The sequence below is a fragment of the Exiguobacterium sp. s36 genome, assembly GCF_018618345.1.
Classification (GTDB): Bacteria; Bacillota; Bacilli; order Exiguobacteriales; family Exiguobacteriaceae; genus Exiguobacterium; species Exiguobacterium chiriqhucha.
Genome location: NZ_JACSLW010000001.1, coordinates 936,518 through 963,094, shown reverse-complemented (window position 1 = coordinate 963,094; position 26,577 = coordinate 936,518). Strand labels below are relative to the sequence as shown.

General features: G+C 52.4%; 26 protein-coding genes. 20 read left to right on the top strand and 6 right to left on the bottom strand.

Features of this window, described 5'->3' with window-relative positions:
- The 3 genes from KNP95_RS04785 to KNP95_RS04775 all read left to right on the top strand — a co-directional run.
- On the top strand, positions 1 to 618 hold a 618-nt coding region (locus KNP95_RS04785; protein WP_214835771.1), incomplete at its 5' end, for a hypothetical protein.
- 143 nt (positions 619 to 761) lie between these two features.
- Positions 762 to 1,391 carry a uracil phosphoribosyltransferase gene (gene upp / locus KNP95_RS04780; RefSeq protein WP_021066126.1) on the top strand — a complete coding sequence of 210 codons (630 nt, stop codon included), beginning with the start codon at positions 762 to 764 and terminating at the stop codon, positions 1,389 to 1,391.
- Positions 1,392 to 1,547: 156 nt separating this feature from the next.
- A complete protein-coding gene (locus tag KNP95_RS04775; RefSeq protein ID WP_029594681.1) occupies positions 1,548 to 2,708 on the top strand; it encodes a GGDEF domain-containing protein in 1,161 nt (386 codons plus the stop codon).
- A gap of 62 nt (positions 2,709 to 2,770) precedes the next feature.
- On the opposite strand, the gene KNP95_RS04770 is transcribed toward KNP95_RS04775, so the two are convergent.
- The 4 genes from KNP95_RS04770 to KNP95_RS04755 all read right to left on the bottom strand — a co-directional run bounded on the left by KNP95_RS04770 (position 2,771) and on the right by KNP95_RS04755 (position 8,389).
- Positions 2,771 to 4,357 (bottom strand): ABC transporter permease/substrate-binding protein, encoded by a 1,587-nt coding sequence (locus KNP95_RS04770; RefSeq protein ID WP_214835769.1) that lies wholly within the window; start codon positions 4,355 to 4,357, stop codon positions 2,771 to 2,773.
- Positions 4,354 to 5,478, bottom strand: coding sequence for an ABC transporter ATP-binding protein (locus KNP95_RS04765; RefSeq protein WP_214835767.1), 1,125 nt, complete (start codon positions 5,476 to 5,478; stop codon positions 4,354 to 4,356). Before KNP95_RS04765 ends, KNP95_RS04770 begins: the two co-directional genes overlap by 4 nt.
- Before the next feature lie 182 nt (positions 5,479 to 5,660).
- Positions 5,661 to 6,992, bottom strand: a complete 1,332-nt coding sequence (locus KNP95_RS04760) for a (Fe-S)-binding protein (RefSeq protein ID WP_251138463.1) — start codon at positions 6,990 to 6,992, stop codon at positions 5,661 to 5,663.
- Positions 6,989 to 8,389 (bottom strand): FAD-binding oxidoreductase, encoded by a 1,401-nt coding sequence (locus tag KNP95_RS04755; RefSeq protein WP_052013668.1) that lies wholly within the window; start codon positions 8,387 to 8,389, stop codon positions 6,989 to 6,991. The genes KNP95_RS04760 and KNP95_RS04755 overlap by 4 nt, the downstream gene beginning before the upstream one ends.
- Positions 8,390 to 9,034: 645 nt before the next feature.
- Between KNP95_RS04755 and KNP95_RS04750 the strand changes: the two genes are divergently transcribed.
- The 16 genes from KNP95_RS04750 (at position 9,035) to KNP95_RS04675 (ending at position 21,857) form a co-directional block, all read left to right on the top strand.
- On the top strand, positions 9,035 to 9,262 hold the full coding sequence (locus KNP95_RS04750; RefSeq protein WP_021066132.1) for a hypothetical protein: 228 nt from the start codon (positions 9,035 to 9,037) through the stop codon (positions 9,260 to 9,262).
- The gene (locus tag KNP95_RS04745) at positions 9,259 to 9,687 is read left to right on the top strand and encodes an ATP synthase subunit I (protein ID WP_214835764.1); all 429 of its coding nucleotides are present in this window, start codon (positions 9,259 to 9,261) and stop codon (positions 9,685 to 9,687) included. The genes KNP95_RS04750 and KNP95_RS04745 overlap by 4 nt, the downstream gene beginning before the upstream one ends.
- Positions 9,687 to 10,424 (top strand): F0F1 ATP synthase subunit A, encoded by a 738-nt coding sequence (gene atpB / locus KNP95_RS04740; protein WP_021066134.1) that lies wholly within the window; start codon positions 9,687 to 9,689, stop codon positions 10,422 to 10,424. Before KNP95_RS04745 ends, atpB begins: the two co-directional genes overlap by 1 nt.
- 78 nt (positions 10,425 to 10,502) lie before the next feature.
- Positions 10,503 to 10,715, top strand: a complete 213-nt coding sequence (gene atpE / locus KNP95_RS04735; RefSeq protein ID WP_024370837.1) for a F0F1 ATP synthase subunit C — start codon at positions 10,503 to 10,505, stop codon at positions 10,713 to 10,715.
- 71 nt (positions 10,716 to 10,786) lie between these two features.
- A complete protein-coding gene (atpF, locus tag KNP95_RS04730) occupies positions 10,787 to 11,314 on the top strand; it encodes a F0F1 ATP synthase subunit B (protein ID WP_214835761.1) in 528 nt (175 codons plus the stop codon).
- Entirely contained in the window at positions 11,314 to 11,847 is a 534-nt protein-coding gene (locus tag KNP95_RS04725; RefSeq protein WP_021066137.1) for a F0F1 ATP synthase subunit delta, read from the top strand. Before atpF ends, KNP95_RS04725 begins: the two co-directional genes overlap by 1 nt.
- Before the next feature lie 18 nt (positions 11,848 to 11,865).
- On the top strand, positions 11,866 to 13,374 hold the full coding sequence (atpA, locus tag KNP95_RS04720; RefSeq protein ID WP_114165153.1) for a F0F1 ATP synthase subunit alpha: 1,509 nt from the start codon (positions 11,866 to 11,868) through the stop codon (positions 13,372 to 13,374).
- Between the two features lie 36 nt (positions 13,375 to 13,410).
- A complete protein-coding gene (gene atpG / locus KNP95_RS04715; protein WP_021066139.1) occupies positions 13,411 to 14,268 on the top strand; it encodes an ATP synthase F1 subunit gamma in 858 nt (285 codons plus the stop codon).
- Between the two features lie 34 nt (positions 14,269 to 14,302).
- Positions 14,303 to 15,721 carry a F0F1 ATP synthase subunit beta gene (gene atpD / locus KNP95_RS04710; RefSeq protein WP_285801145.1) on the top strand — a complete coding sequence of 473 codons (1,419 nt, stop codon included), beginning with the start codon at positions 14,303 to 14,305 and terminating at the stop codon, positions 15,719 to 15,721.
- A 28-nt stretch (positions 15,722 to 15,749) separates the two neighbouring features.
- The gene (locus tag KNP95_RS04705; RefSeq protein ID WP_021066141.1) at positions 15,750 to 16,160 is read left to right on the top strand and encodes a F0F1 ATP synthase subunit epsilon; all 411 of its coding nucleotides are present in this window, start codon (positions 15,750 to 15,752) and stop codon (positions 16,158 to 16,160) included.
- A gap of 173 nt (positions 16,161 to 16,333) precedes the next feature.
- Positions 16,334 to 17,530: an EAL and HDOD domain-containing protein gene (locus tag KNP95_RS04700; RefSeq protein WP_021066142.1), complete on the top strand. Its 1,197-nt coding sequence runs from the start codon at positions 16,334 to 16,336 to the stop codon at positions 17,528 to 17,530.
- A 198-nt stretch (positions 17,531 to 17,728) separates the two neighbouring features.
- The gene (locus KNP95_RS04695) at positions 17,729 to 17,947 is read left to right on the top strand and encodes a DUF1146 family protein (RefSeq protein WP_021066143.1); all 219 of its coding nucleotides are present in this window, start codon (positions 17,729 to 17,731) and stop codon (positions 17,945 to 17,947) included.
- A gap of 246 nt (positions 17,948 to 18,193) precedes the next feature.
- Positions 18,194 to 19,495 carry a UDP-N-acetylglucosamine 1-carboxyvinyltransferase gene (gene murA / locus KNP95_RS04690; protein ID WP_021066144.1) on the top strand — a complete coding sequence of 434 codons (1,302 nt, stop codon included), beginning with the start codon at positions 18,194 to 18,196 and terminating at the stop codon, positions 19,493 to 19,495.
- A gap of 77 nt (positions 19,496 to 19,572) precedes the next feature.
- Positions 19,573 to 20,559, top strand: coding sequence for a rod shape-determining protein (mreB, locus tag KNP95_RS04685; protein ID WP_021066145.1), 987 nt, complete (start codon positions 19,573 to 19,575; stop codon positions 20,557 to 20,559).
- Positions 20,560 to 20,660: 101 nt separating this feature from the next.
- The gene (locus KNP95_RS04680; protein WP_214835758.1) at positions 20,661 to 21,095 is read left to right on the top strand and encodes a DUF4275 family protein; all 435 of its coding nucleotides are present in this window, start codon (positions 20,661 to 20,663) and stop codon (positions 21,093 to 21,095) included.
- The gene (locus KNP95_RS04675) at positions 21,096 to 21,857 is read left to right on the top strand and encodes an SDR family oxidoreductase (protein ID WP_214835755.1); all 762 of its coding nucleotides are present in this window, start codon (positions 21,096 to 21,098) and stop codon (positions 21,855 to 21,857) included. It begins immediately after the preceding gene.
- A gap of 35 nt (positions 21,858 to 21,892) precedes the next feature.
- On the opposite strand, the gene KNP95_RS04670 is transcribed toward KNP95_RS04675, so the two are convergent.
- Positions 21,893 to 22,672: a response regulator gene (locus tag KNP95_RS04670; RefSeq protein WP_214835752.1), complete on the bottom strand. Its 780-nt coding sequence runs from the start codon at positions 22,670 to 22,672 to the stop codon at positions 21,893 to 21,895.
- Positions 22,653 to 24,464: a sensor histidine kinase gene (locus KNP95_RS04665; RefSeq protein ID WP_214835748.1), complete on the bottom strand. Its 1,812-nt coding sequence runs from the start codon at positions 24,462 to 24,464 to the stop codon at positions 22,653 to 22,655. Before KNP95_RS04665 ends, KNP95_RS04670 begins: the two co-directional genes overlap by 20 nt.
- Before the next feature lie 180 nt (positions 24,465 to 24,644).
- On the opposite strand from KNP95_RS04665, the gene KNP95_RS04660 reads away from it, so the two are divergent.
- Positions 24,645 to 26,576 (top strand): sensor histidine kinase, encoded by a 1,932-nt coding sequence (locus KNP95_RS04660; RefSeq protein WP_214802239.1) that lies wholly within the window; start codon positions 24,645 to 24,647, stop codon positions 26,574 to 26,576.
- Position 26,577 lies beyond the last annotated feature (1 nt).

Genomic DNA, 26,577 nt, shown 5'->3' with positions numbered 1-26,577 from the left:
ACGACGACAACGACAAAGCCAGCTGAAACGACAACGACGAAACCGGCTACAACGACAACAACGAAGCCAGCTACGACGACAACGACGAAGCCAGCTGAAACGACAACGACGAAACCGGCTACGACGACAACGACAAAGCCAGCTGAAACGACAACGACGAAACCGGCTACAACGACAACAACGAAGCCAGCTACGACGACAACGACGAAACCGGCTACAACGACAACAACGAAGCCAGCTACGACGACAACGACGAAACCGGCTACGACGACAACGACGAAGCCAGCTACAACGACAGCCACGAAACCGGCTGCGACGACAACGGCGAAACCTGTAACAGAAACGGCGACAAAGCCTGTCACAAAGCCAGTCTCAGCTCCGAAAGCAGATGCCTCGACGGACAAACCGACCGAGTCGAAACAAAAAGCAAAAGCTGACTGGAAGCAAGAGAAGAAAGACAAAAAAGAGAAGAAGAAGGCGAAAAAGCATGCCAAAAAACATGCTAAAAAGCATGCCGCCAAGCACAGCTCGTCTAACGACCATCACGCCGCCAAAGGAAACATGTGCGGAAAAGTGAAACACAAGACGGCCGGTTTCCTAAATTTCTTCAAATTCTAAACCATGTGTCACCTGAACCCCGAGGGATCGATTTCGTTCCTTCGGGTTTCGTCTGACCTCTTAAAAAACAGAAGTTGACCCTACCTTTCTCAGAAAAGTTAGGGTACAATGCTCAAGAGAGATTGAGAGAGGAGTGAAGCATGATGGGCAAAGTACACGTTTATGACCACCCATTGATTCAGCACAAGATGACGATTATGCGTAAAGTAGAGACGGGGACGAAGCAGTTCCGTGAACTCGTAGACGAGGTTTCGTCACTCATGGCATATGAAATTACACGCGACCTTCCGCTTACTGATGTGGAAATTGAGACACCGGTCTCTGTATCGACACAGAAGATGATTGCCGGCAAGAAATTGGGAATCGTCCCAATTTTACGGGCAGGCCTCGGCATGGTGGATGGCTTCCTCAAAATGATGCCGAACGTCAAAGTTGGTCACATCGGTTTATACCGTGACCCAGAGACGCTCGAGCCGCACGAATACTATCTCAAGTTGCCGACGGACGTCACAGAACGTGACTTCATCGTCGTCGACCCGATGCTCGCGACAGGCGGTTCAGCAGCCGACGCGATTGCCGCGCTTAAAAAGCACGGTGCCAAGTCGATCAAGCTCGCTTGCCTCTGTGCAGCCCCTGAAGGTGTGGAACGTGTTCAAGCCGAACACCCGGACGTCGAAATCTATCTCGCCGCACTTGACGAGAAGTTGAACGACCACGGCTACATCGTACCAGGACTCGGTGACGCAGGTGACCGTCTGTTCGGAACAAAATAAGCATGAACCCGATGAGAGGATCCTGGTGATCCTCTCTTTTTTGTGGGAATGTGCACCAATCGATTCAAATTAGTTGAGACGATCGAAGAGACGGCCGATAGTAGAAGAGGAAGAGACCGTAAGTCGGTCCGATGTCGGGATAAGGGAAGAGACACGATGAAGACTAAATTCTCGCTACTGCAAAGATACTTACTCATCTCCTTGATGGCGTTGTTTTTAACGAGCGTCTGGAGCTATAGCGCGTTTCAGGACATCGAGCAGGAAAATCGACGAATTGTCGAGGAAGCCATCCCGATTTCGAACGCCGCCTCGGAGCTGTTTCGGTTACTGCTCGACCAAGAGCTGTCGGTCCGGGGCTATACATATAACCAAGACGCGCAGTCGCTCGAACAGTATGAGGCGACGAAACAATCATTGGAGGAGACGATTCGTATTATTCGTGAACTCGACGAGCGTCATCCGATCATGCAGGAATTGATTCAAGACGAGGCGTTGCCGCTCATTCAAAAAATGGAGGCGTTCCATGCGTCGCAAATCGAACTCATCGAGGCGGGTGACGTCATCGCCGCGAACGCGCGTCGCTATAGTGGCATCGATTATATCAACCAGTTCCGAGACGTCGATGCGGCCCTTCGTGAAGACATCGACAACATTATCCAACAAGCCACGCTTCGGAGTGAAACTGCCTCGAATTCAGCGAAATGGGTCATCTTCATCGTCGTCGGCATCGCATTGTTGCTGTTGATGACGTTCATGCATACGTTCCGGCTCGAGCGCAGCAAACAAGCGCTCATCCATCGCTCGCTCCATGACGCCTTGACCGGGATTTGGAATCGTCGAGCTTTTGACGAGAAGTTAGAACGAATGTGGGACGAAGCGACCGATACCGGAGACGTGCTTGCGCTCCTCTTGCTTGATATCGATGCGTTCAAGACGTATAACGACACATACGGCCATTTGGCCGGAGACGCTTGCCTCGAACGGGTGGCGAACGCGATCGACAAGGCGGTCGGGGAAGACGGTATGACGGCCCGCTATGGAGGCGAAGAGTTCGCGGTGCTCCTGCGGCCACGCCACGCGCGGCAACCGAAAGAAATCGCGGAACGGATTCGGCAGGCGGTGCTCAAACTGAACATCGCGCACGAAATGTACACCCCGTTGCGAAAAGTGAGTGTCAGCATCGGCGTCGCCGAACATGCGCCAACGCCAAGTGGTGATAAGACCGACTTGATTGAGGCGGCCGACCAAGCCCTCTATCAAGCAAAACAGAGTGGGCGCAACCGCGTCTCGGTCGGCCAGGCGACGAACGTAGGTTAAAATCGGCTACAAAAAAAGACGACCTTCCCGATTCGAACGGGAGGGTCGTCTTTCGTATAGGTTTATTGTTCAATCAATCCTTTTTGGATAAGGAAGTCGCGGGCGACTTTCTCCGGACGTTGTTTCTCGACGTCAGCAAGATAATTGAGCTCTTGCATCGTCTCGTCCGTGATTTTCCCGCTCAGCAAGTTCAATACGTCCGCGAGCTCAGGATGCTCGGCGAGCGTCTCTTCGCTGACGATTGGGACCGCGTAATACGGCGGGAAGAACTGTTTGTCGTCCTCGAGGACGGTCAAATCAAAGCGTTTAAGCAAGCCGTCGGTCGAGAAGCTGTCGATGGCGTTACTCTCATTGTTCATGAGTGCCGTATAGCGGAGTCCGCCGTCGACCGGTTTCACGTCCTGGAAGTTGAACGGATACGCTTCTTTCAAGCCGAGGTATCCGTCTTCCCGGTTCGAGAACTCGATTGTCGGACCGAAGACGAGCTCGTCACTCACCGCAGCGAGATCTGAGACGGTCTTTAAACCGTATTTGTCGACGTCTTCTTGTTTGACGGCGATGGCGTAGGTGTTATTGAAACCGATCGGGTCGAGCGTGCGGATATCGAAACGTTCGTTCACTTGTTTCACGACTTTGTCGTAGACGACGTCCGGGTCGTTCTCGACTTCTTGTTTCAATACATCGACGAACAATGTGCCCGTATATTCGACGTACGTATCAATCTCACCGGTCCGTAGGGCACTGAAAGCGACCTGGGTCCCGCCGAGGTTCAATTGACGTTTCACATCGAGGTCTGTCTTGTCTTCAATCAAGTCGGCGACCATGTTCCCGAGAATCAATTGCTCGGTAAAGTTTTTCGATCCGACGACAATCGTGTCGTCTTCACGGGTGAAGGCATAAATCGAACCGGCGAGGAGTAGGACGAACGCCGTCGCGATGACGATGAGTGGTTTCGTGACTTTCTTCGCCGAACGACGCGTCTTTTTCTTCATCCGGCCATCCGCGAGGACGATGCCATTCGGTGCGACCTTGTACTCGATGCGGCTGACGACGAAGTCGATCAACAGCGCGAGCAGACCGGCCGGGATGGCACCGGCGAGGATTTGATTGTTGTCGACGGTCTGGATTCCGGCGAAGACGAGGTAACCGAGACCACCTGCTCCGACGAACGCCGAGATCGTCATGAGCCCGACGGCCGTGACCGCCGAGATGCGAATCCCGGCCATGATAATCGGGAGTGCGAGCGGCAGCTGGATTTTACTCAAAATCTGGCGGTCGGTGAGCCCGATCCCTTTGGCCGACTCAAGCGTATCGCCCGGGATGCTCGATAGTCCCGTATACGTGTTTTTCACGATCGGGAGGAGCGAGTACAAGACGACCATGATGATGGCCGGGGTCGATCCGATTCCGATGAACGGGATCAAAAATCCGAGGAGCGCTAAACTCGGTACGGCTTGGACGACGCTCGTCAGACCGAGAATCGGTTTCGCGAGACGCGGGATCCGTAAGATGAGAATCCCGAGTGGTACCCCGAGTAAGACGGCGAGCGAGACGGCAAAGACCGTCAGCTGTAAGTGTTCGAGCAAGAGCGTCCCGATTTGGTCGGTGTTGCTCGTGAAGTAATCGAAAAATGATTGAATGGCATTCATATAGTTTCCTCCTCTTGCATGAATTGCTCACTGAGGACGGAAAGCAAACTGCTGCGTGTGATCAAACCGTGAAGCATCGAACCGTCGACGACCGGGAGATACCCTTGGTCGCTCGTGTTCATGACGTCTAAAATGTCGAGGAGCGAGTCCTCGATTGAGACGAAAGCATAGTTCGTGTTCATGACTTCCTCGAGCCGCTTCGTCTTGTCTTGGATGCCGTGGACATCTTTCAATTTGATGAGTCCTTGAAGGACACGATCACGGTCTGTGATCAACAAACTGTCGACCTTGCGGGAGCGCATGATTTCAATCGCTTGAAGCACCGTCCGCTTCCCGCTGATGGATACCGGATCGGTGATCATGATATCTTTCGCTTTGATGAATTCAGGACTGTTCCAAATTCGATTTTTCCCGATGAACGATTCGACGTACTCGTCTTTCGGGTTCCGAAGGATTTGTTCCGGGGTATCGAACTGGACGATTTCCCCGTCGCGCATGATACAAATGCGATCGGCCAGCTTGATCGCCTCATCCATATCATGGGTGACGAATACAATCGTCTTTTTCACTTCTTCTTGCAGGTTGAACAGCTCTTCTTGGAGATCGTTTCGCGTGACAGGGTCGAGGGCGCTGAACGGTTCATCCATCAAAATGACTTCGGGGTCATTCATGAGGGCACGGGCGAAACCGATGCGTTGTTGTTGCCCACCGCTCAATTCGCTCGGATAGCGATCGATGAACTGGTCCGGGTCGAGACCGACCATACGGAGAAGGTGTTCGGTGCGTGCGTCCATGTCTTGTTCGGCATGTCCTTCGAGGCTCGCAATCAATTGAATGTTTTCGCGAATCGTCATATGCGGAAAGAGGCCGGTCTGTTGAATGACATAGCCCATCTGGCGCCGCAATTCAATCGGATCCATTTTGCGTGTGTCTTGGCCGTTGACGATAATCGTGCCTTCCGTCGGCTCAATCAAGCGGTTAATCATTTTCAAAGAGGTCGTCTTCCCACAGCCGGACGGGCCGATAAAGACGACGAGCTCACCTTTGTTGATCGTGAGATTCATCTCTTTCAAGACGGTCGTTTGTTTGAACGTTTTCTTGACTTGTTTAAACTCAATCATGCAGTCACCCTTTTCAGTAATTATTTTCACATAACCTTATATGCCCGTCGTTAGATGATTGTAAACATTTTTTTCGAAAAAAGCGTTTGAACCTCTGGTAAAGCGGGGATAATTATTATCCTTTTTATTCGAAAAGAAAAAGAGAGGAGGACACGTGTAGCCAGTGTCTTCCTCTCAATACGTTAGTTTACATGATTGTCCATCGCCTCGACGAGTAAATCTGCCAAATGGACAGCACGCATCGAGTCGGTCCCATGTTCTTGAATGCCGAGTTGCATCTGCATGTGACAGCCCGGGTTCGATGTCACAATCGTTTGTGCCGCCGTGGCGTTCACGTGCCCCATCTTCATCTCGAGGATGTCGTTCGCAATCACCGGTTGCAATAGATTGTAGACGCCGGCCGAGCCACAGCAGTGGTCGGCATGCTTCTGTTCGATATAGACGGCGCCTTCGATTGCCTGGAGCAATACCCGCGGGGCGAGTGCCCCTTTTTGCACGTTGCGGAGGTGGCACGAGTCTTGGTACGTGATGAGCTGCTCCGGTAGGGAGAGCGGTACGCGGTCGAGAAAGCCGACCTCAATCAAAATCGAGGCGAAGTCTTTGATCTTGGCCGTGAACCGTTCCGCGCGTTCGGCCCATTCGGGGTCGTGCTTTAACAGATGGTCATAGCCGACGAGGAACGCACCGCAACCGCCGGCGTTCGTGATGACGTAATCGACGTCCTCGGCCTCGAACGCTGCGATATTCTGCTTGGCGAGCGTGACGGCACCCGTCTGTTCACCGGCATGACCATGTAAGGCCCCGCAACACTGTTGCGTTTTCGGGATGACGATGTCGCAGCCCGCCGCTTGGAGCAGTTTAATCGTGTTGGCATTCGTCTCATAGAACATCGTGTCCATCAAACAGCCGCTGAAGAAGGCGACACGGGCCGTTGTCGCTCCCGTCGCCGGGATTCGCTCCGGACGTCGACGTCGCTCCGTCTTCGGCGGGACCGTCGGTAGGATCGTCTCCATCTTCTGGAGCTGGTCCGGGAACCAGTCGAGGATGCGGAGCTTGTGAGTGAGCGTCTGGACGCCAGACTGTTGATAGAAGCGGAGAAAGCCTGTCGCCGTCTCCATCTTCGCCTTATTCAAGAACAGCCCGTCAAAGACGACTTTCCGGACGAGCCGCTCGCGGACCGGCATTTGTCCCGTCGCTCGTTTATGTTCGGTGATGGCGGCGCGTGCGTCCTCGAGCAAGACGCTATAGCGTACCCCGGCCGGACATGCCGGCTCACAGGCGAGACAACCGAGACATTCGTTGAGCGTCTTTTCGACGCCCTCGTCCGGTTCAATCAATCCGTCGACGACACCTTTCATGATGGCGATGCGACCGCGCGGGGAGGCGGACTCGTCTTTCGAGCGGATATACGTCGGGCACGTCGGCAGGCAAAAGCCGCAACGCATGCAGCCGAGCATCTCTTCATAGTCGAGCTTCTCGGTCATGCGGGTGGCGAGTTCGGGCGTCTGCTTCATGATTTACCTCCTTGGACGATGCGTTTTTTCGCCGCTTTGGCGAACATCTTCTGCGGGTTCATGATGCCGTGCGGGTCGAAGGCGAGCTTGATGCCTTTCATGACGTCTATCCCGGCCGGACCGAGCTTCCATTCGAGATACGGTGCTTTCATCGCCCCGACCCCATGCTCGCCGGTGATCGTCCCTCCGAGGTCGAGCGCGGCGGCGAAAATATCGGCGAACGCCGCCTCGACACGTTCCATCTCCTCATGATTCCGGGCATCGGTCGCGACCGTCGGATGCAGGTTGCCGTCCCCGGCATGACCGAACGTGGCGATTTGAATGTCATACGCCCGTCCGATCGCTTCGATGCGCCGGACCATCTCGGCAATCTCGCTCCGTGGCACGGTCGCATCCTCTAAAATCGTCGTCGGGCTGAGTCGGGCGAGGGCGGACAAGGCGATGCGCCGGGCGTAGCGAAGCGTCTCGGCATGTGCCTCGTCTCGGGCCACTTCGACCGACAAGGCCCCTTCTTCTAAACAGACAGCATGCATCGCTTCGATATCTTGTCGGACGACGTCACGCGGGCCGTCCTGTTCTAATAGAAGGAGAGCGCCGACGTCCGTCGGCAATCCGATGTTCGCGTACGCCTCGACGACCTCGATTGTCTTCTTGTCCATGAACTCGAGTGTCGCCGGGATGACGCGATTCTCGATGATGCGGCTCACCGTTCGGGCCGCGCTGTCCAAGTCCTCGAAATAAGCGAGCATCGTCTGTTTTGTCTCGGGGAGCGGGATGAGCTTGAGCGTCGCTTGCGTAATGACGGCGAGTGTCCCTTCCGAGCCGACGAGGAGACGCGTCAAATCGTACCCGGCCACGTCCTTGGCGAGCTTGCCGCCCGTATGGAGGACATCCCCGTTCGGGAGCACCGCCTCGAGCGCGAGCACGTAATCGGCCGTCACACCGTATTTCAATCCGCGTAACCCACCTGAGTTCTCGCTGATGTTGCCGCCAATCGTCGAGATTTTCATCGAGCTCGGATCCGGCGGGTAGAACAGTCCTTTCGCCTCGACGGCTTGCGCTAGATGGGCAGTGATGCAGCCCGGCTCGACCGTCACCGTCAAGTTCTTCTCATCAATCTCGAGGATGCGGTCCATATGGCGGAAATCCATGACGACACCACCAGAAAGCGGCGTCGTCCCGCCGGCAAGGTTCGTTGCCGACCCACGGGGGACGACCGGGATGCGGTATGTATGGCACAGCCGTAGCACAGCCTGTACATGCTCGGTCGAGCGAGGGGCGACAATGGCGTCGGGCATCGCCTGATAGTTCGGTGTCGCGTCAAACGAATAGGCGAGTCGGGTCGTCGGGTCCGTGAAGACGACGTCGGCACCGATTTCCTCACGTAATTGATTCATCCAGTCCATGGTAGTTCCTCCTCACACGCATCAAAATTTTCATGATGCGGGCGTCGGTTTCGAAAGTCACAAAATCGACACATTTTTAGATAGCGCTTACATCGTAATCGTAGCCATTCGAACTGGTATTGTCCACCCATTTCGGCTTGATGGGAAGGGATTTCCAGACGTGTGGACGACAAAAATCGCCCTGTGAGATTCATCACTACAAATTCGTCAGAACCCCTCGACATGATAAAAAGATAATCGGTATACTGATACAGGACGATGAAAACGATTTCAAAATCGGGTCAACGTCCGTTTCAAAACCTTTTGTGAACGTAAGCCGTTTGTCATTGTGTTTTCCAAAACGTGGAGGTATAACTGAACTATTCTTCATCTGATTCGCAATGTGAAATGTTATAAAGTTAACATTTTTATTTCACCGTTTCTTCATACTTTTTTAAAATTTAGCGATTTTAATTTAGTTTGTGAACTGCGTAAAAGCCTTGATACACCTTGATTTAAAGCGCTTTTATAATTGTGAAATTCATTGACTTCTTATGCCATTTCCAGTACTCTGAACTTGTGTGACTTTTGATGGTCACGCGAGTGTGAATTCGATGGAGAAGACGGAAAGCTCGGCAGCTCGAAAGGAGGATCAGGATGACGAAAAAAGACAATCGTTACCTGTCCTACGCCTCGCTAGCCTCTCAAATTTCGACCGCGCTCGCTGGACCGATCGTCATCGGTTATCTCGTTGGCCAATACGGGGCGAGACGTGAGTTTTGGGGCACGTTTGGTTGGAATGTGTCGGTGTTTCTGGGGATGGCTCTCGGAATCACGGCGCTTGTTCTCACCCTTCGAAGTTTACTGACAGGAGAGGACGAATGAAGCTAGAACAAACGGAACTACAACAAGTGCAAGCAGACAGAAAAGCACAAAAGCAGTTGATGAAACGCTATACGAAGTGGTTTACCGGATGGTTCGCCATTCTCCTCATCGGAGCGCTCATCGTCCCTATGTACAAACCGATATTTCTCGGCTTGTTCCTAGGTGGGGTCGCCAGTCTCATTATTCTACATATGCAGAATCGAAGCGTCATTCGTATGTTTGACGTCATCGAACATGGACGACGCCCAAAGTCGCACGGGACTGTTTCAAGAATGGCAGTCGGTGCACTAGCCGTGATAGTCGGTCTCTTTTATGAGGATCGAGTATCGCTGATTGCGGTGGTAACTGGTCTAATCGCCGGCCACATCATACAATTTGGCGAGTTCACACTTGCCCAGCTCAGCAGGAAAAGAGGTGAATACTAATGGGTCATGAGTTTCCCACATATTCTCTACAACTCGGAGATTATACGTTATATGGGAGCTGGACGAACGTCATTACGGTGCTGATCGCATCACTACTCGTATTTACGTTTGCCGTTTGGGGAACGCGACGCTTGGCTATGAAGCCGACTGGTAAGCAGAACTTAATGGAATTCTTCGCAGAATTCACACGCGGGATTATCTCGAGTGCGATGGACTGGAAGACTGGGGGCCGTTTCATCGGGTTTGGAATGACGTTGATTTTGTTCATTCTCTTCTCGAACTTGATGGGTCTACCGTTTAACGTCATTTCTGGTCACTATCTATGGTTCAACTCACCGACGGCCGATCCTTACGTCACGTTAGCATTGTCGACACTCGTCGTTGCAATGTCGCACTATTACGGCGTGAAGCTACACGGTTTGAAGCACTACTCGGCGGAATTCGTGAAGCCGGTCTGGTTCTTATTGCCGATCAAGCTCATCGAGGAGTTCGCGAACACCTTGACGCTCGGTCTGCGTCTTTACGGTAACATCTTTGCCGGTGAAATCATGATTACCATCATCTTGGGACTCGCAATTACCGCAGAAGGGGCACTTAACCCACTCGGTGCTGTGTTCGCAATTCTCCCAATGATTTTATGGCAAGGCTTCTCAATCTTTATCGGGGTTATCCAATCCTACATTTTCCTGACGCTTGCAATGGTGTACATCGGGCATAAAGCTTCTGCCGAGCATTAATTCGGGCAGGTCTCGCCAAAGCGTTGAACAAAAAAACTATTTACTTAACTTTTAGGAGGAATATACACAATGGAACAAATGAATCTTCTCGCAACAGCACTCGTTATCGGTCTTGGAGCACTCGCGGCTGGTATCGGTAACGGTCTCATCGTATACGGAACAGTACAAGGACAAGCACGTCAGCCAGAACTCAAAAACGAACTTCGTCAAACAATGTTCATCGGTATCGGTTTGGTTGAAGCCCTCCCGATCATCGGTGTGGCTGTCGGTTTCCTTCTCCTCAACTCTTGATTACGAGTTAACGAGAACAACGTAAGAGGGAGCGTGTCTCCCTCACTTATTTAGTCAAGAGGAGGGTATGCATGGATACGATGATGATTGCAGCTAGTGCTGGTGGCGAAGGCCTCCGCATCCTGGATATGATCTTTACACTTTTCACATTCCTCGTACTCTTGGCCCTGTTGAAGAAATTTGCTTGGGGACCACTCCTTGGAATGATGAGACAGCGTGAAGAGTATGTAGCGAACGAAATTGAGCTCGCTGAAAAGAGCCGCAAAGATGCGGAAACATATGTAGTCGAACAACGTGACGCATTAAGCGCAGCACGGACAGAATCGAAAGAAATGCTTGATTCAAGCCGTCGTCAAGCAGAAGCGGAACAAGCACGCTTGGTGGAGCAGGCGCGTTTGGAAGCCGAACAAATCAAGATCGAGGCGGGTAAAGCGATCGAACGTGAGCGTGAGCTCGCGAAACAATCGCTCCAGACCGAAGTCGTCACACAGGCGCTCTCGGCCGCACGCCACGTCCTTCAGTCAGACCTTAAAGGCGACGAAGTGAAACAACGTGCCCTCGTTACAGACTTCCTGTCTAAAGCGAAAGGTGCTAACTGATGAACACATCGTTAGCAAAACGCTATGCCAAAGCGCTCTTCGACTTAGCGCGGGAACAAGGCACGCTCGACCAAGTCGAAGCGGAAGTGCGTCTGCTCGATGAAGTGCTCCACGCGACTCCTGAACTCACGGATCTCTTAACGAATCCGGCAATCAGTGACAGCGAGCTTGCACAGCTTTTAACACATAGCTTTGGTGACATGACAGATATCGTGCTCAACACACTTCTCGTCATGGTCGAAAACGACCGTGCGAGCGAAGTTCGCGGCTTGTCGCGCTACGTCCTTGATTACATCAACGACTACCGTGGCATCGCCGAAGGGTTCGTCACGAGTGCTTACCCGTTGTCGGCAACAGAGTTGAAAGAAGTCGAACTCGTCTTCGGTCAGAAGATGAACAAGACGCTTCAATTGAAGAACGTCGTCGATGAAGACGTCATCGGTGGACTCCGTGTCCAGATCGGCTACACGACGTATGATGACACAATCGAAAACAAACTAACACGCCTCGAGCGTGAATTGTTGAATGCGTAAGAAATAGGGGTGAATTCAATGACGATCAAAGCTGAAGAAATCAGCGCCCTGCTAAAAGAGCGGATCGCTTCGTACGGTTCTGAAATCGAAGTCAGTGAGACAGGTACAGTCATTCAAGTAGGTGACGGTATCGCTCGTGCATACGGACTCGATAACGTTATGGCGGGGGAACTCGTAGAGTTCTCTAACGGCGTAATGGGCTTGGCGCAAAACTTAGAAGAAGGTAACGTCGGGATTATCATCCTTGGCGACTACAAAGGCATCAAAGAAGGCGACTCGGTAAAACGTACGGGCCGCATCATGGAAGTTCCAGTCGGTGAAGCGCTCCTCGGACGCGTCGTCAACCCACTCGGACAACCAATCGACGGTCTCGGACCGATCGTGACGGACACATACAACCCGATCGAGCGTAAAGCTTACGGCGTTATGGCCCGTAAGTCAGTTCACGAACCGCTCCAAACTGGAATTAAGGCGATTGACGCCCTCGTACCAATCGGTCGCGGTCAGCGTGAGCTCATCATCGGTGACCGTCAAACTGGTAAGACCTCGGTCGCAATCGATGCGATCATCAACCAAAAAGAAGAAAACATGATCTGTATCTACGTCGCAATCGGTCAGAAAGAATCGACTGTCCGTGGCGTAGTTGAGACGCTCCGTCAAAACGGCGCCCTCGATTACACGATCGTTGTTTCGGCATCGGCTTCACAGCCAGCCCCACTTCTTTACCTCGCACCATTCGCTGGGGTATCGATGGGTGAGTACTTCATGGACCGCGGACAACACGTCCTCGTCGTATATGATGACCTCTCGAAACAAGCGGCAGCTTATCGTGAGCTCTCGCTTCTTCTCCGTCGTCCTCCAGGCCGCGAAGCCTACCCAGGGGATGTCTTCTACCTCCACTCACGCCTTCTTGAGCGTGCGGCGAAGTTGAACGACGAACTCGGCGGCGGTTCATTGACAGCACTTCCGTTCATCGAGACACAAGCGTCGGATATCTCGGCTTACATCCCGACGAACGTTATCTCGATCACAGACGGTCAAATCTTCCTTCAGTCGGACCTCTTCTTCTCAGGGGTACGTCCTGCGATTAACGCCGGTCTCTCGGTATCGCGTGTTGGTGGTTCGGCTCAAGTGAAAGCGATGAAGAAAGTTGCCGGTACGCTCCGTCTTGACCTCGCGTCATATCGTGAGCTCGAAGCGTTCGCCCAGTTCGGGTCGGACCTCGACAAAGCGACACAAGCGAAGCTCAACCGTGGACAACGTACCGTTGAAGTCTTGAAACAAGACTTGAACGCACCGCTCTCGGTCGACAAGCAAGTCATCATCATCTACGCTCTCACGAAAGGTCATCTCGATGACGTCCCAGTCGAAGACATCCGTCGTTTCGAAAAAGAAATGAACGCATGGCTCGACCAAAACCGTGCGGACCTCTGCCGTGAAATCCGTCAAACAGGAAACCTTCCTGCTGACGAGGCGATGGTCGATGCACTTACGGAATTCAAAAAGACGTTCTCGCCATCGGTTTAATCCGGTGACGAGCGTCTATTAAGGTGGTGAATCGAAATGGCATCATTACGTGAGATCCAGATGCGGATCACCTCGACCCAAAGCACGAAGCAAATCACGAAAGCGATGAACATGGTGTCGGCCTCGAAATTGAACCGCGCTCAAGGGAGCAACGCCAACTTCAAGCCGTACATGACCAAGTTGCAGGAAGTCATCTCGTCGATTGCCGGCGGTACTTCAGGCGCAACACACCCGATGCTTCAAGTCCGTCCCGTCAAACGGACCGGCTATATCGTCATCACGTCAGACCGCGGACTTGCTGGTGGATACAACGCCAGCGTCCTTCGTGACGTGTATCGCGAGTTGAAAGCCAAACACGGTTCAACAGACGAGTACCGTCTGTACGTGATCGGGAAGGTCGGCGTTCAGTTCTTCAAGGCACGCAACATTCCGGTGTACAGTGCCATGACAGGATTGAACGACCAGCCATCATTCGTTGAAGTCGCAGAGATCGTCAAACAGACGGTCGGCGCGTTCAGTGAAGGCGAGATTGATGAATTGAAGCTCTGCTACAACTCATTCATCTCTGTCATCAGCCAAGAAGTGAAGATTGATCGATTGCTTCCGCTTGGGAATATCGAACAGACCGCATCTAATGTGATGTATGAATACGAACCAGAAGAAGAAACGATCTTAGCAGCGCTTCTCCCGCGTTACGCGGAAGGACTCATCTACGGCGCGCTCCTCGATGCGAAAGTATCGGAGCACGCGGCTCGGATGACGGCGATGTCGAACGCGACAGACAACGCGGATGAACTCATCCGTGGACTCAAGCTCAAGTTCAACCGCGCGCGTCAAGCGGCGATCACACAAGAAATCACAGAGATTGTCGGAGGTGCGGCTGCGCTTGAATAAGCGCACGCCCTCTAGATTGTAGGAGGCTAACACGATGAACGAATACGGCATGAAAGGCCGCGTAGTCGCAGTCATGGGCCCAGTTATCGACGTTAAGTTCGACAACCACTTACCGAACATCTATAACGCCCTTAAAGTCACGCACGTGGCTGAATCGGCACAAGATGTCAGTGTCGACTTGACGCTCGAGGTGGCGATTCACCTTGGAGATGACACGGTCCGTACGATTGCGATGGACTCAACGGACGGCGTTCGCCGCGGCATGGAAGTACTTGACTTAGGTTCACCGATTTCAGTACCAGTCGGAGAAGAGACGCTCGGTCGTGTCTTCAACGTACTCGGTAACCCGATTGACGATAAAGAAGTGTCACCGACTGTCCGTCGGTCACCGATTCACCGTCAAGCACCGACGTTCGATGAGTTGTCGACAAAAGTTGAAATCTTGGAAACAGGAATCAAAGTCGTCGACCTTCTCGCACCATACATCAAAGGTGGTAAAATCGGCCTCTTCGGTGGTGCCGGTGTAGGTAAAACCGTTCTCATCCAGGAACTCATCAACAACATCGCGCAAGAGCACAGCGGGATTTCTGTATTTGCAGGAGTCGGTGAGCGTACGCGTGAAGGAAATGACTTGTTCCACGAGATGACGGACTCAGGCGTTATCAAGCAAACGGCGATGGTCTTCGGTCAGATGAACGAGCCGCCGGGCGCGCGTCTTCGCGTAGCCTTGACGGGTCTCACAATGGCAGAATACTTCCGCGATGAGCAAGGACAAGACGTTCTTCTCTTCGTCGATAACATCTTCCGTTTCACTCAGGCAGGTTCGGAAGTTTCGGCCCTTCTCGGTCGGATGCCATCTGCCGTAGGTTACCAGCCAACACTCGCAACGGAAATGGGTATGCTTCAAGAGCGAATCACGTCAACAGCTAAAGGATCGGTCACATCGATTCAAGCGGTTTACGTACCAGCCGATGACTATACTGACCCGGCTCCAGCGACAACGTTCGCTCACCTTGATGCAACGACTAACTTGGAGCGTCGTCTTTCGGAGATGGGGATTTACCCAGCCGTTGACCCGCTCGCATCGACTTCACGTGCCCTCTCGCCTGACATCGTCGGACCTGAGCACTACGAAGTAGCCCGTAACGTCCAGCAGACGCTTCAGCGTTACAAAGAGCTTCAAGATATCATCGCAATCCTCGGTATGGACGAGTTGTCTGAAGACGATAAGCTCACGGTTCACCGTGCCCGTCGTATTCAGTTCTTCTTGTCACAAAACTTCCACGTGGCTGAGCAGTTCACAGGCCAAAAAGGTTCGTACGTACCAGTTAAAGAGACAGTTCGCGGCTTCAAAGAGATCCTCGATGGTAAACACGACGATCTTCCAGAAGATGCATTCCGTCTCGTTGGTCCAATCGAAGACGTCATCGAAAAAGCGAAGACGTTGGTCTAAGACCTACACGGAAGGGGGAAACTAGACGATGAATACTCTTCACGTCAACGTCGTCACCCCGGATGGTGCAGCCTATGAGGGCGAGGCACGGATGGTCGTCGCCAAATCGGTGACCGGTGAACTCGGTATCCTACCGAAACACATCCCGATGGTGACACCGCTCGATATCTCAGTTCTCAAACTGCGCCACGAAGATGGTGGACGCACGCTGATCGCACTCAGCGGCGGTTTCATGGAAGTTCGTCCCGACACGGTGACGATCTTAGCTGAAACAGCCGAAATGGCGGATAAAATCGACTACGACCGCGCTTCTGCGGCGAAAGTTCGTGCCGAGCGTCGTCTTCAAGACACGAAGCTCTCGGACCTCGAATTCCGTCGTGCGGAGCTCGCGCTCAAAAAAGCGATTAACCGTTTGAGCATTCGCGATATCAAAGAATAACCGACATCTCTCCTGCAGCCGCAGGGGAGATTTTTTTGTGGATGGACCGAATGAATCACGTTCCTTCTATATATATAGGTCCAAAGCATCAAAAGTTTTACGCCCAAATAGTGGAAGACAGACATCTCTTATCCGATAATATAGGTGGGAACTACGGTAAAGGAGACAATGGGATGAAAGTTTATGTTGCGCGCCAACCGATCTTTGATCAAAAATTACGCGTCTGTGGCTATGAACTGTTATATCGCCGCAGCGAGAAAAATATATTTGAACATGTCGATGACGCACTTGCGACCGCCGACGTGATTCATAACGCCTATCTCGTCTTCAACTTTCGGGAGTTGACGGAAGGGACGAGAGCGTTCATCAACTTTCCGCAAAACTTGATTGAGAGCGAGGTACCGGCTTTATTGCCGCGGCAGACGCTCGTCGTCGAGGTGCTCGAGCATGTCGAACCGACGGAGAAAGTCTTGGCGGCGTTACGTTCGTTACGTCGGAAAGGCTATACGATCGCCCTCGACGACTTCGTGTTCGAAGAGAAGTATCGGCCACTCATCGGACTCGCCGATATCATCAAAATCGACTACCAGGCGACACCGATCGACCAACAGAAGCGGCTCATCGACGCCCTCGGCCATCGCGTCGAATTTCTAGCGGAGAAAATCGAGACACCGTTCGAATATGAGATTGCCAAGAAGCTCGGCTATCACATGTTCCAAGGCTACTTCTTCAGTCGGCCGACGGTCGTCCACGGCGCCGAGGTCCATCCGCTCCGGCATACGCTCGTCGAAGTGCTGAAGGAGCTCGATAAGCCGGAACCGGACTTCCGACGCATCGCCAGCCAAATCGAACGAAGCGTCGACTTGTCGTATAAGATGTTGCGCTCGGTCAACACGGTGTATCAAAAGGGACGTCACACGATTCAATCGATTGAACAGGCTGTGGCGCGCATCGGGCTCGATGAGATGCGGCGTTGGTCCTACTTGATGTTGTTGCGTGAGTTGCAGACGTCCGAATCGAAAGAATTGATTAAACAGAGTGTCATCCGCGGCAAGATGATGGAACTGATTGCGGCCGAGACGCTGCCGCACGTGACGGCGTTCGACGCGTTCATCACGGGTATCTTCTCGTCGCTTGACGTCATCTTGGACGAGACGATGCATACGCTCGTCTCGGAGCTTCCGGTCGAACCCGTTGTCAAAGCGGCGCTTCTCGGGGAAGACAACGAGTTGCGCGGTTTGCTCGATACGGTGCTCGCCTATGAGCAGTTGACGGTCGACGTCGATGAGACGATGCCGGACTTGTCTCGTTACTATGTCGAGGCTATCCGTTGGAGCCAAACTTATGATGCTGAAGTGAATAATGTTTGAAATGTTGAAGGGACGTCAATTACTGTACTAAGGCCATGCGCCGATTGACGTTCCTTTTTTGTATGCGGTTTATGGAGGAAAGCGAGTTGATCGGATGAACCCATTCAACCACTCACTTGAACGCTAAGTCTTTTTTTCTCTGACGCGTCATGCTATGATTAAAAATGGTACGAATTTTTGAAAAGAGGGGAATCGTCGATGCTGAACACCGTATTATCGCTCGTCATCTACGTCGTAGCGATCTACGTCGCTTGGTGGGCGCTCATGCCGGTCAAATGGGACCGCTTGCTCAATCAAGTGAGGAGTCCGCAAGCTGCTGTCTTGCGCGTCCTCGTGGCCGTCGTCTTCGGTTCACTGATCGCCCAGTTCTTTTTGGAGTATATCCGATTGGCTCAGGCACTCGCACCATTACAGTAGGCAGGGAAATGATTACTAAACTGTAATCCTGCTGTAACGTATCGTATATGTTTATCGTGATAGGATAAATTCGTCTGACATGACGAAATTTTTCATCAGAATTTTATGGTTGCTTTTATTATTATTTTTCTCTCTGATGAAGCGTCACGTAATACAAACCATCATAGTAATCGACACAACCACATCCGGTAACGGATATCGACGTATAAAACAAAAAATCAACGAAGTTGGAGGACAAAGAGAGATATGAAGGATTTGATTGTAGTCCGTGGAGGACGTAAATTGTCAGGTACTGTGCGTGTTGAAGGAGCTAAAAACGCCGTACTCAAAACATTGGTTGCCACTCTATTAGCAGGTGAAGGAAAGTCGGTACTTCAAAACGTGCCACGCCTCGCTGATGTGTACACGATTAACAAAGTGCTTCGCCACCTCGGTGCAGAGGTTTCATTTGACGAAGCGAGTAATGAAGTCACTGTCGATGCGTCGGGCACAATCAAAGACGAGGCGCCACTTGAGTACGTCCGTAAGATGCGTGCTTCAATCCTCGTCATGGGTCCTCTTCTCGCTCGCCTTGGCCACGCACGTGTTGCGATGCCAGGCGGATGCTCGATCGGCTCACGTCCGATTGACCTCCACTTAAAAGGCTTCGAGGCGATGGGTGCGAAGACGGTCATCGGCAACGGTTTCGTCGAAGCTTCGGTTGACGGTCGCTTGAAAGGTGCGAAGATCTACTTGGACTTCCCATCTGTCGGCGCGACAGAGAACATCATGATGGCTGCCGTCCTCGCAGAAGGCACGACGATCATCGAGAACGTCGCCAAAGAGCCTGAAATCGTTGACCTCGCCAACTTCTTGAACGGTATGGGCGCACACGTCCGCGGTGCCGGTACAGAAACGATTCGTATCGAAGGTGTCGATAAGCTTCATGGCGCCGAGCATTCAATCATTCCTGACCGTATCGAAGCCGGTACGTTCCTTGTCGCAGGAGCCATCACAGGCGGCGACATCGAAGTCATCGGCGCTGAGCGCGAGCACCTTCGTCCGCTCATCTCGAAGATGGAAGAAATGGGCGTCAAGTTCGAAGATACAGCTGAAGGCATGCGTGTCATCGCACCGGATGAGTTGAAGCCGGTCGACGTGAAGACGATGCCACACCCTGGTTTCCCGACAGATATCCAAGCCCAAATGATGGCGCTCGTCTTGAAAGCAGGCGGCACATCGGTCATCACCGAAACAGTGTTTGAGAATCGCTTCATGCACGTGGAAGAGTTCCGCCGCATGAACGCAGACATCAAAATCGAAGGCCGTTCGGCCATCATCAAAGGTGGCGTTCGCCTCCAAGGTGCTGAAGTCGTATCGACTGACCTTCGTGCCGGTGCTGCTCTCGTCCTTGCTGGACTCATCGCGGACGAAGAGACACGCGTGGGCGATCTCTACCACATCGACCGTGGCTACGTTGACTTCCACAAGAAATTGCAAGCTCTCGGTGCTGACATCGAGCGCATCCAAGGGAACGTTGAAGTTGCCGAAGAGATGGTTAAGAACTAATTAATAGACTCATAGGAGCGAGGAGAGACTCTTCTCGCTCTTTTCAATGAAGTAATGAACGGAGGAACCTACACACCATGTTTTCAAAAGATATCGGGATTGATTTAGGAACAGCAAACGTCGTCATCCACGTCAAAGGTCGAGGCATTGTCCTCGACGAGCCATCGGTCGTTGCCATTAAGCGTTCGACCGGGAAAGTACTCGCTGTCGGGACAGAAGCGTATCAGATGGTCGGACGTACACCTGGTGACATCGTCGCCATCCGTCCACTCCGTGACGGCGTCATTGCCGACTTCGCGACAACCGAAGAGATGCTTCGTCACTTCGTCGAGAAGATTCAAGTCCGCGGTTTCTTTGGCGGCATCCGCATGCTCATCTGTACGCCGGCGAACGTGACACCGGTAGAAGCGAAAGCCATCCGTGAGGCGGCCGAGAAGGCCGGCGCGAAAGAAGTCTTCCTCGCCGTAGAACCGAAAGCAGCAGCCGTCGGTTCAGGCATGGACATCTGGAAGCCGGTCGGTCATATGATTGTCGACATCGGTGGCGGGACGACAGACGTTGCCATCCTCTCGATGGGCGATATCGTCTGCGGCGAAACGATTAAAATCGCCGGGGATCGGTTCGATACGGACATCCTCCGCGCCATCAAAGACAAGCATAAGCTCGTCATCGGTGAGCGGACGGCCGAGCAAATCAAGAAAGAGATTGCGACGGTCTTCCCAGGCGGACGTAACGAGACGATGGATATCCGAGGTCGTGACATGGTGCGTGGGCTTCCGCGTACGGTAACCATCACGTCGGAAGAACTCCGTGAAGCGATGGCTGAATCGGCAAATGAGATCGTCGAAGCAACGAAGCGCGTCCTCGAACAGACGCCTCCGGAACTTGCGGCCGATATCATCGACCGCGGCATCATCATGACAGGTGGCGGCTCGCTCCTCCACGGCATCGACCAGCTCGTGGCCGAGCGTGTCGGATTGCCCGTCATGATCGCCGAAGAGCCGACGCTCAGCGTCGCACACGGCACGGGCATCATGCTCGAGCATTTAGATCGTTTGAAGTAATACGAGATAGAGGTACGACGTCTGCAGGCGTCGTGCCTTTTTTGCATTCAAGACTGTCTGAATTTCCTGTAAATGGATAGACTAAAGGGGGAGGGGTGCAGATGAATCCATTGATTGAGCGATTGACGGCGAAAGGGGTCGAGGTCACAAAAATTGAAGACCGAGGCCAGGAAGCGCGTCAGACATGGGTGGCGCACTTCATACGACCGGAACAACGGACACGTCTTTCCCCTTACCTGTGGGAGGATATCGTGGCAGGGACTGAAGGCTGTCTCGTCGGAACGACTGCTGAGCATGCGTTCGAACGAGCCGGGAAGTGGAAAGCGATGCTTTTTTTTCAACACTCGAACGATGTGCTCGAACTCGACTTGACGCAAGCACAACCACTTGCCAGGAAAGAGTTGATTGTCGAAACAATGGACTATGCGGACATCTATATCGTCGACCCGGCTTACACGTGGACGTATGTCATCCCGCACGAAGCGGACTGGGGACCGTATTTTCTCACCAAATTAAGGGCTAAAGGGGATCATTAAATGACACGACCACTCACACTCATTACCGGCGTCAGCCGGACGCAAGGCATCGGGGCAGCCATCGCGCGAAAACTTGCTACGTCAGGTCATGACTTGTATCTCACGCACTGGAGTCCGTTTGACGGCACGGAAGGTGTCGGAGCGGAACCGAATTTCATTGACGGCTTCGTCAACGAATTACGGGCATTAGGGGCCCGTGTCGCACATGAAGCGTATGATTTGGCGTCTGGAGACGCAGAAGGGCTGCTCAATCGCGTTGAGTCGGCGATTGGTGCTCCAAGCCGTCTGGTTAACAATGCGACGTATGAGCGGCACGTGAGCGTCGATACGTTCACGACCGAGACGCTGCGTCGTCATTATCTCGTCAACAACGAAGGAACGCTTGGTCTGACGTTCGCCTTCATCGAGCGATACAAACGAGCGGGGCATACGGACGGACGCATCCTGTTCATGGTATCCGGTGGGGCGGATGCGTCCAACTTGGCTTATATCGCCACAAAGGGCATGTTGATTGCCATCACGCCGGCACTGGCCAATGGGACAGGTCAGTACGGAATTTCTGTGAACGCGCTTGACCCGGGCCCGACCGATTCGGGTTGGATTGATGATGCGCTCCGCGAACAACTCGTACCGCTGTTCCCGTATGGACGCGTCGGGACACCTGAGGACACGGCCCGCTATATCGCGTTCCTCATGGGGCCGGACGGGGCGTGGGTCAACGGGCAACATCTTCACGTCGACGGTGGCTTCGTCGGACGATAAAAAGAGCTTCTCCCAATTCAAGGGAGAAGCTCTTTTTAATGCCATGTATAGTCTTTGTCGACGAAGAGTCGAGTGGACAAATCCGTTTGCGGGAACGGCTTTTCTTTCGCATCTAACCAGTCATGGTAATCGCAAAGACAGGCGTCGTCTAAGTGAAGGGAGTAGCCGTTATTGATCGTCTGAACCGTGATGCTCAAATCGTACTCGGCGAGCGTCTTCTTCAACCGGTAGACGAGGTTATAGACGTTGTGGAGCGCCCGCTGCGGCTCGTCGATATCTGGATAAAGCGTCTCGGCGATGAGCCATTTGTTCACGACTTTATCGCGGTGGAAAATCAAGTAGGCGAACAGTTCCTCCGTCTTTTGTGTCGGCCATTTGACGAGGTCGCCGTCTTGCGTCTTGACCGAGAAGTGGTCGAGACATTGAATCGTACACGTCCGGTGATGCTCGGTCGACATTATCTCCTTGTATCGTTTCTCGACGCGAGGAATGAGGTCGTGAATCATCTGTTCGGTAATCGGTTTGAGCAGATAGTGCGTCGCTTGCAGGTTGAACGCATCGACCGCGTATTGGCTGTGCGCCGTCGTGAAGACGACTTGAGTCGTCTCGGGCAAACGTTTGGCGAAATCGAGACCGTTCATCTGGGGCATCTCGATATCGAGAAAGACGAGGTCGATTTCCTGGTTTGCTAAAAATTCAAGTGCTTGGAACGGATCGTGGAACGACCCCATCCATTTCAAGTTTGGTTCAGCTTGGATGAGGCGTTCCATCATCCTTAAAATATGGTGCTCATCTTCAATCAAAATCGTGCGCATGTTGCTCGTTCATCCTCTCTCGTTTTGGGAGTCGGATATGCACATGCGTTCCGACCCCTGGTTCAGAATTTAATTTAAATGTGGCATCTGATATGAAGTCGATCCGATTCTTGACATTCGGGATACCAATTCCATTCGATTTTCTCAAGTGCGGTGTCGGATTGAACCCGATGCCGTTGTCGGCAATCCGGATATCGATTGCATCATCTGAGGACTGGATCGACAACATGAGCCGTTTGATACCTGGTTGCTTCATCAACCCATGCTGTACCGCGTTCTCGACGAGCGGTTGCAATAACAGCGGTGGAATCGAGGCGTTGAGGACGGATTCGTCGATATCTTTCGTGATGGTGAACGCATCATTGAAGCGAGTCTGCTCAATCATCAAATACGAGTCGATGACGTCGAGTTCTTGCTTGAGCGAGATATCGTTCTCGGTCCGCCCATTCTCGAAGATGAAGCGGACATATGTGCTCAAATGGCTGAGCAAACGTGCTGCCTCAGTCGGTGCCGTGTAACAGAGCGCAATCACGTTCCCGAATGTGTTGTATAGGAAGTGCGGCTTGATTTGGGCGTTGAAAAATGAGATTTCACTTTGATTGGCGAACGTCAGCACTTCACGCTTTTTTCGTTTATCCGTCGACAAGTGAATCGGGAGCAACGTGAACATGAGCAGGAAGTAAATGAGCGACATGACGCTCGTATACAGTTCTTGGTTCGGGTGGTCAATCAAAACGTTAATCAACTGGCCAACATAGCCGATGATGAGCGAAATCGTGAACACGAGAAATTCGAACGGATAGCCGTCGTCTTTTCGTTCGAACAGCCAATTGATGTTCAGTCCGGTCCAGAAGAATGTGATGAACAGGACATACACCCAAGGAAATTGGTCGAATATCGCGTGCGCACCTTCAGACAGCACCAAGGCGATGAGGCTGAACGCATAGAGCGGGTAGGACGCGTACTTCAAAAAGTGTCGAAACGGGACGCGTTCAAGACATAACGCAAAGTTGATTAACATCGCGACGCTCAGTAATGCCGTAATCATATTTAATTTATGGGCTAAAACGTAAGACATCATAGGGACGATTTCGAATATGATCATTTGATCACTCGTCATAAGCGAGACGCTGACGAGGAAAAAGAAAGCAGCTCCATATAGATAGAGTGTTTCTTTGCGATGGAACAGCCAAACGATCGCATAGAAAGAAAAAATGAGGAGCGAGATGAGGATGATCACGAACTCATAACTGAAGTATTGATTATGATAGGTCATCATATTGCTCGTTGGACCGATGAGCAGACTGTCGGAAATACCAGTCGAGAGCTCATTTGTCTCAGCCGTTTGAATCGTCAAACGAAACGTCGGCGTCTGCGTATCTAACAGAACGAGATAGGCATGTCTAGGGTCTTGATCTGTCGATGCGTAGACGGGTGAGACAGCTTCTCCATCAATGAGGAGGTTGACATGTGGGTGGTTACGCGGGACACGCAAAGCGTATTGTCCCGGGGGCAATGAGATGTCGGTTTCATAAGTCGCCGTCTTGTGCGGCGTCACATGCGGGAGTTGTCGATACGATTCGCGGTCGACTCGCTCGAGCAGGCTCGATTGAAAGCGCCACGTCCCATCGAGACGCATGAGTTGGTCGGTCACACGAGAGTCGGTCAAATCGGCCGTTCCTTGTGTGACGGTGACTGAGTCGTCGATCGTCTGTCCACGCGTCAAGGCGAAGCCGCCAGCGAGCGCGAAGATGATAATCAATACGACCAGCCCGATCGATTTAGGGGTCATCTGCATATTCCCTTCGTGATTTGTGAGTTTCTTGTGAGAAACGAACGATATACTGACACTAATCGTTCACGTATAAAGTGACGAATGTTTTCTTATCGTACACGAAACTGACTTTTTTGAATAGCCGAACATACGAAACTACCCAATCCGATTAATCATCGATATGAAAGAAGGCTATATATGAAACGCTGGATTGAACAACGAATTAGCCGCCAAGTCCTCACCGTGTTTTACGTATTGATCGCCTTAATCACGTTGACGTCACTTGGCACATACTTTTATACCCAGCAAGCGATCCGCGAAACCACGGTCGAACTCGAACGGATCAGTGAACAGCGGGCCCGGGCAACCGATTTGTTCGAGACGTGGCAGTCGATGCAGTACGAGATGCGCGGCCACGTCCTGCTCGGAGAAGATGCCCTGTTGGCGGAAGTGAAACAAGCCCAGACCCGCATCGATGACCAGACGAGCTGGTTTGAACAGAACGCCGAGACAAACGAAGAGACGACGTTCGCGGAAGAGGCGCGTTTGCTCTTTACCATCTATACGACGCGCGTCATGCCTGGTCTCGAACGTTACGTTGTCGCCAAAGCGAACGGGGAAGTCGATGAGCCGTTCTTACAGATGGCGACCGTCGGCCAGCTTATGCCGAAAAATGCATCGTCGAATCAGACACGATTCAAATTTAATTCAAATAGTGCGGCCGATATGAGTGCGAGCATCGTCGACATGGAATCGGTCTTCACGGACTATCGCTCCGAGCTCGACTTTCAAGAGTCGGGTCTCCGGGAAGAACTGTCGGAGCAGCTCGCTAAAGCTCAATGGATGTGGCTACTTATTTTGCTCGGCGCGTTGTTCATCCTCTTCGTTAGTCTACAACCATATATTGTGCGGTTGACGAAACAGCTTGAGGCGCTCATCACGAACAGTGAACGGCTGGCCGTCGATCCGCATGCTACGCTTATTCCGATCAATCCAATGAAAAACGAGGTCGGTCAACTATCGAAATCATTTACGGAGATGTCGAGCTCGTTGATTCATCAACATACTGAACTCGAGAAAGAGCGCGAGAAGACGGCCCGCATTTTGCATACGATGCGCGACGCGATTGTCTTTGTCGAGGTAGACACAAACCAACGCTTCGCCAATGAGGCGCTGTTCGAACTGTATGAGCAGCCGTTCCCGTTCGGCGACCGTCAGAGCTTGTATCCGATTGACGCGTTTTATGAGCCGTTCATGGACCAAATCGATGATCAGGACGGTCTCAATCGCTTCACACACCGGGCTAAAAACTGTGGAATCTTCGATGAAACGTTTACGTATTCGATGCAAGGGGGAAGACGTATCATACGGATGTACGCCGAACCGATTGAACTGCAGGACGAACGTTTCGGCGTGATGTTTGTGTCGCGGGACATTACGAAAGAGATTGAGATTGATCGCTTGAAGACGGAACTTGTCGCGACGGTCTCTCACGAACTTCGGACCCCGCTCACATCCATTCTCGGTTTTACCGAACTGCTTGAACATCGTCACGTCGACGAAGAGAAGCGAAAACGCTACTTGAGCATGATTCATAGCGAGACGACCCGGCTCGAGCGGCTCGTCAGCAATCTGCTCGACGTGCAGAAGATAGAGTCCGGTAACGCGCAGCAAGACTTCAAAGTCGAGAGTTTGTTCGAACTATTGTCCGATATTCTTGAGATTCATGCTGGTTCGACCGAGTTGCATGCGTTCCATTTCGATTGTGATGAAACGATTCGCGTCTCCGGGGACCCGGCGCAACTGCGTCAAGTGTTCTCGAACATCTTGAATAACGCCATTAAATATTCACCCGACGGCGGCAATATCGCCGTCAACGTCTCGTGCGATGACGATGTCATCCGGATCGCCATCGAAGACGAAGGCATGGGGGTGGCGCCCGCAGATGCCGAACGACTGTTTGAGAAATTCTACCGTGTCCAAAACGAGCAGAGCCGCAATATTGGAGGCACCGGCCTTGGGCTTGCGATCTGTAAGGAGATTATCGAATCACATGGCGGGACAATCAGCGTCCGTTCTGAACTTGGGAATGGGACGACCATGACGGTCGAACTCCCGATTGTCGCTTGAC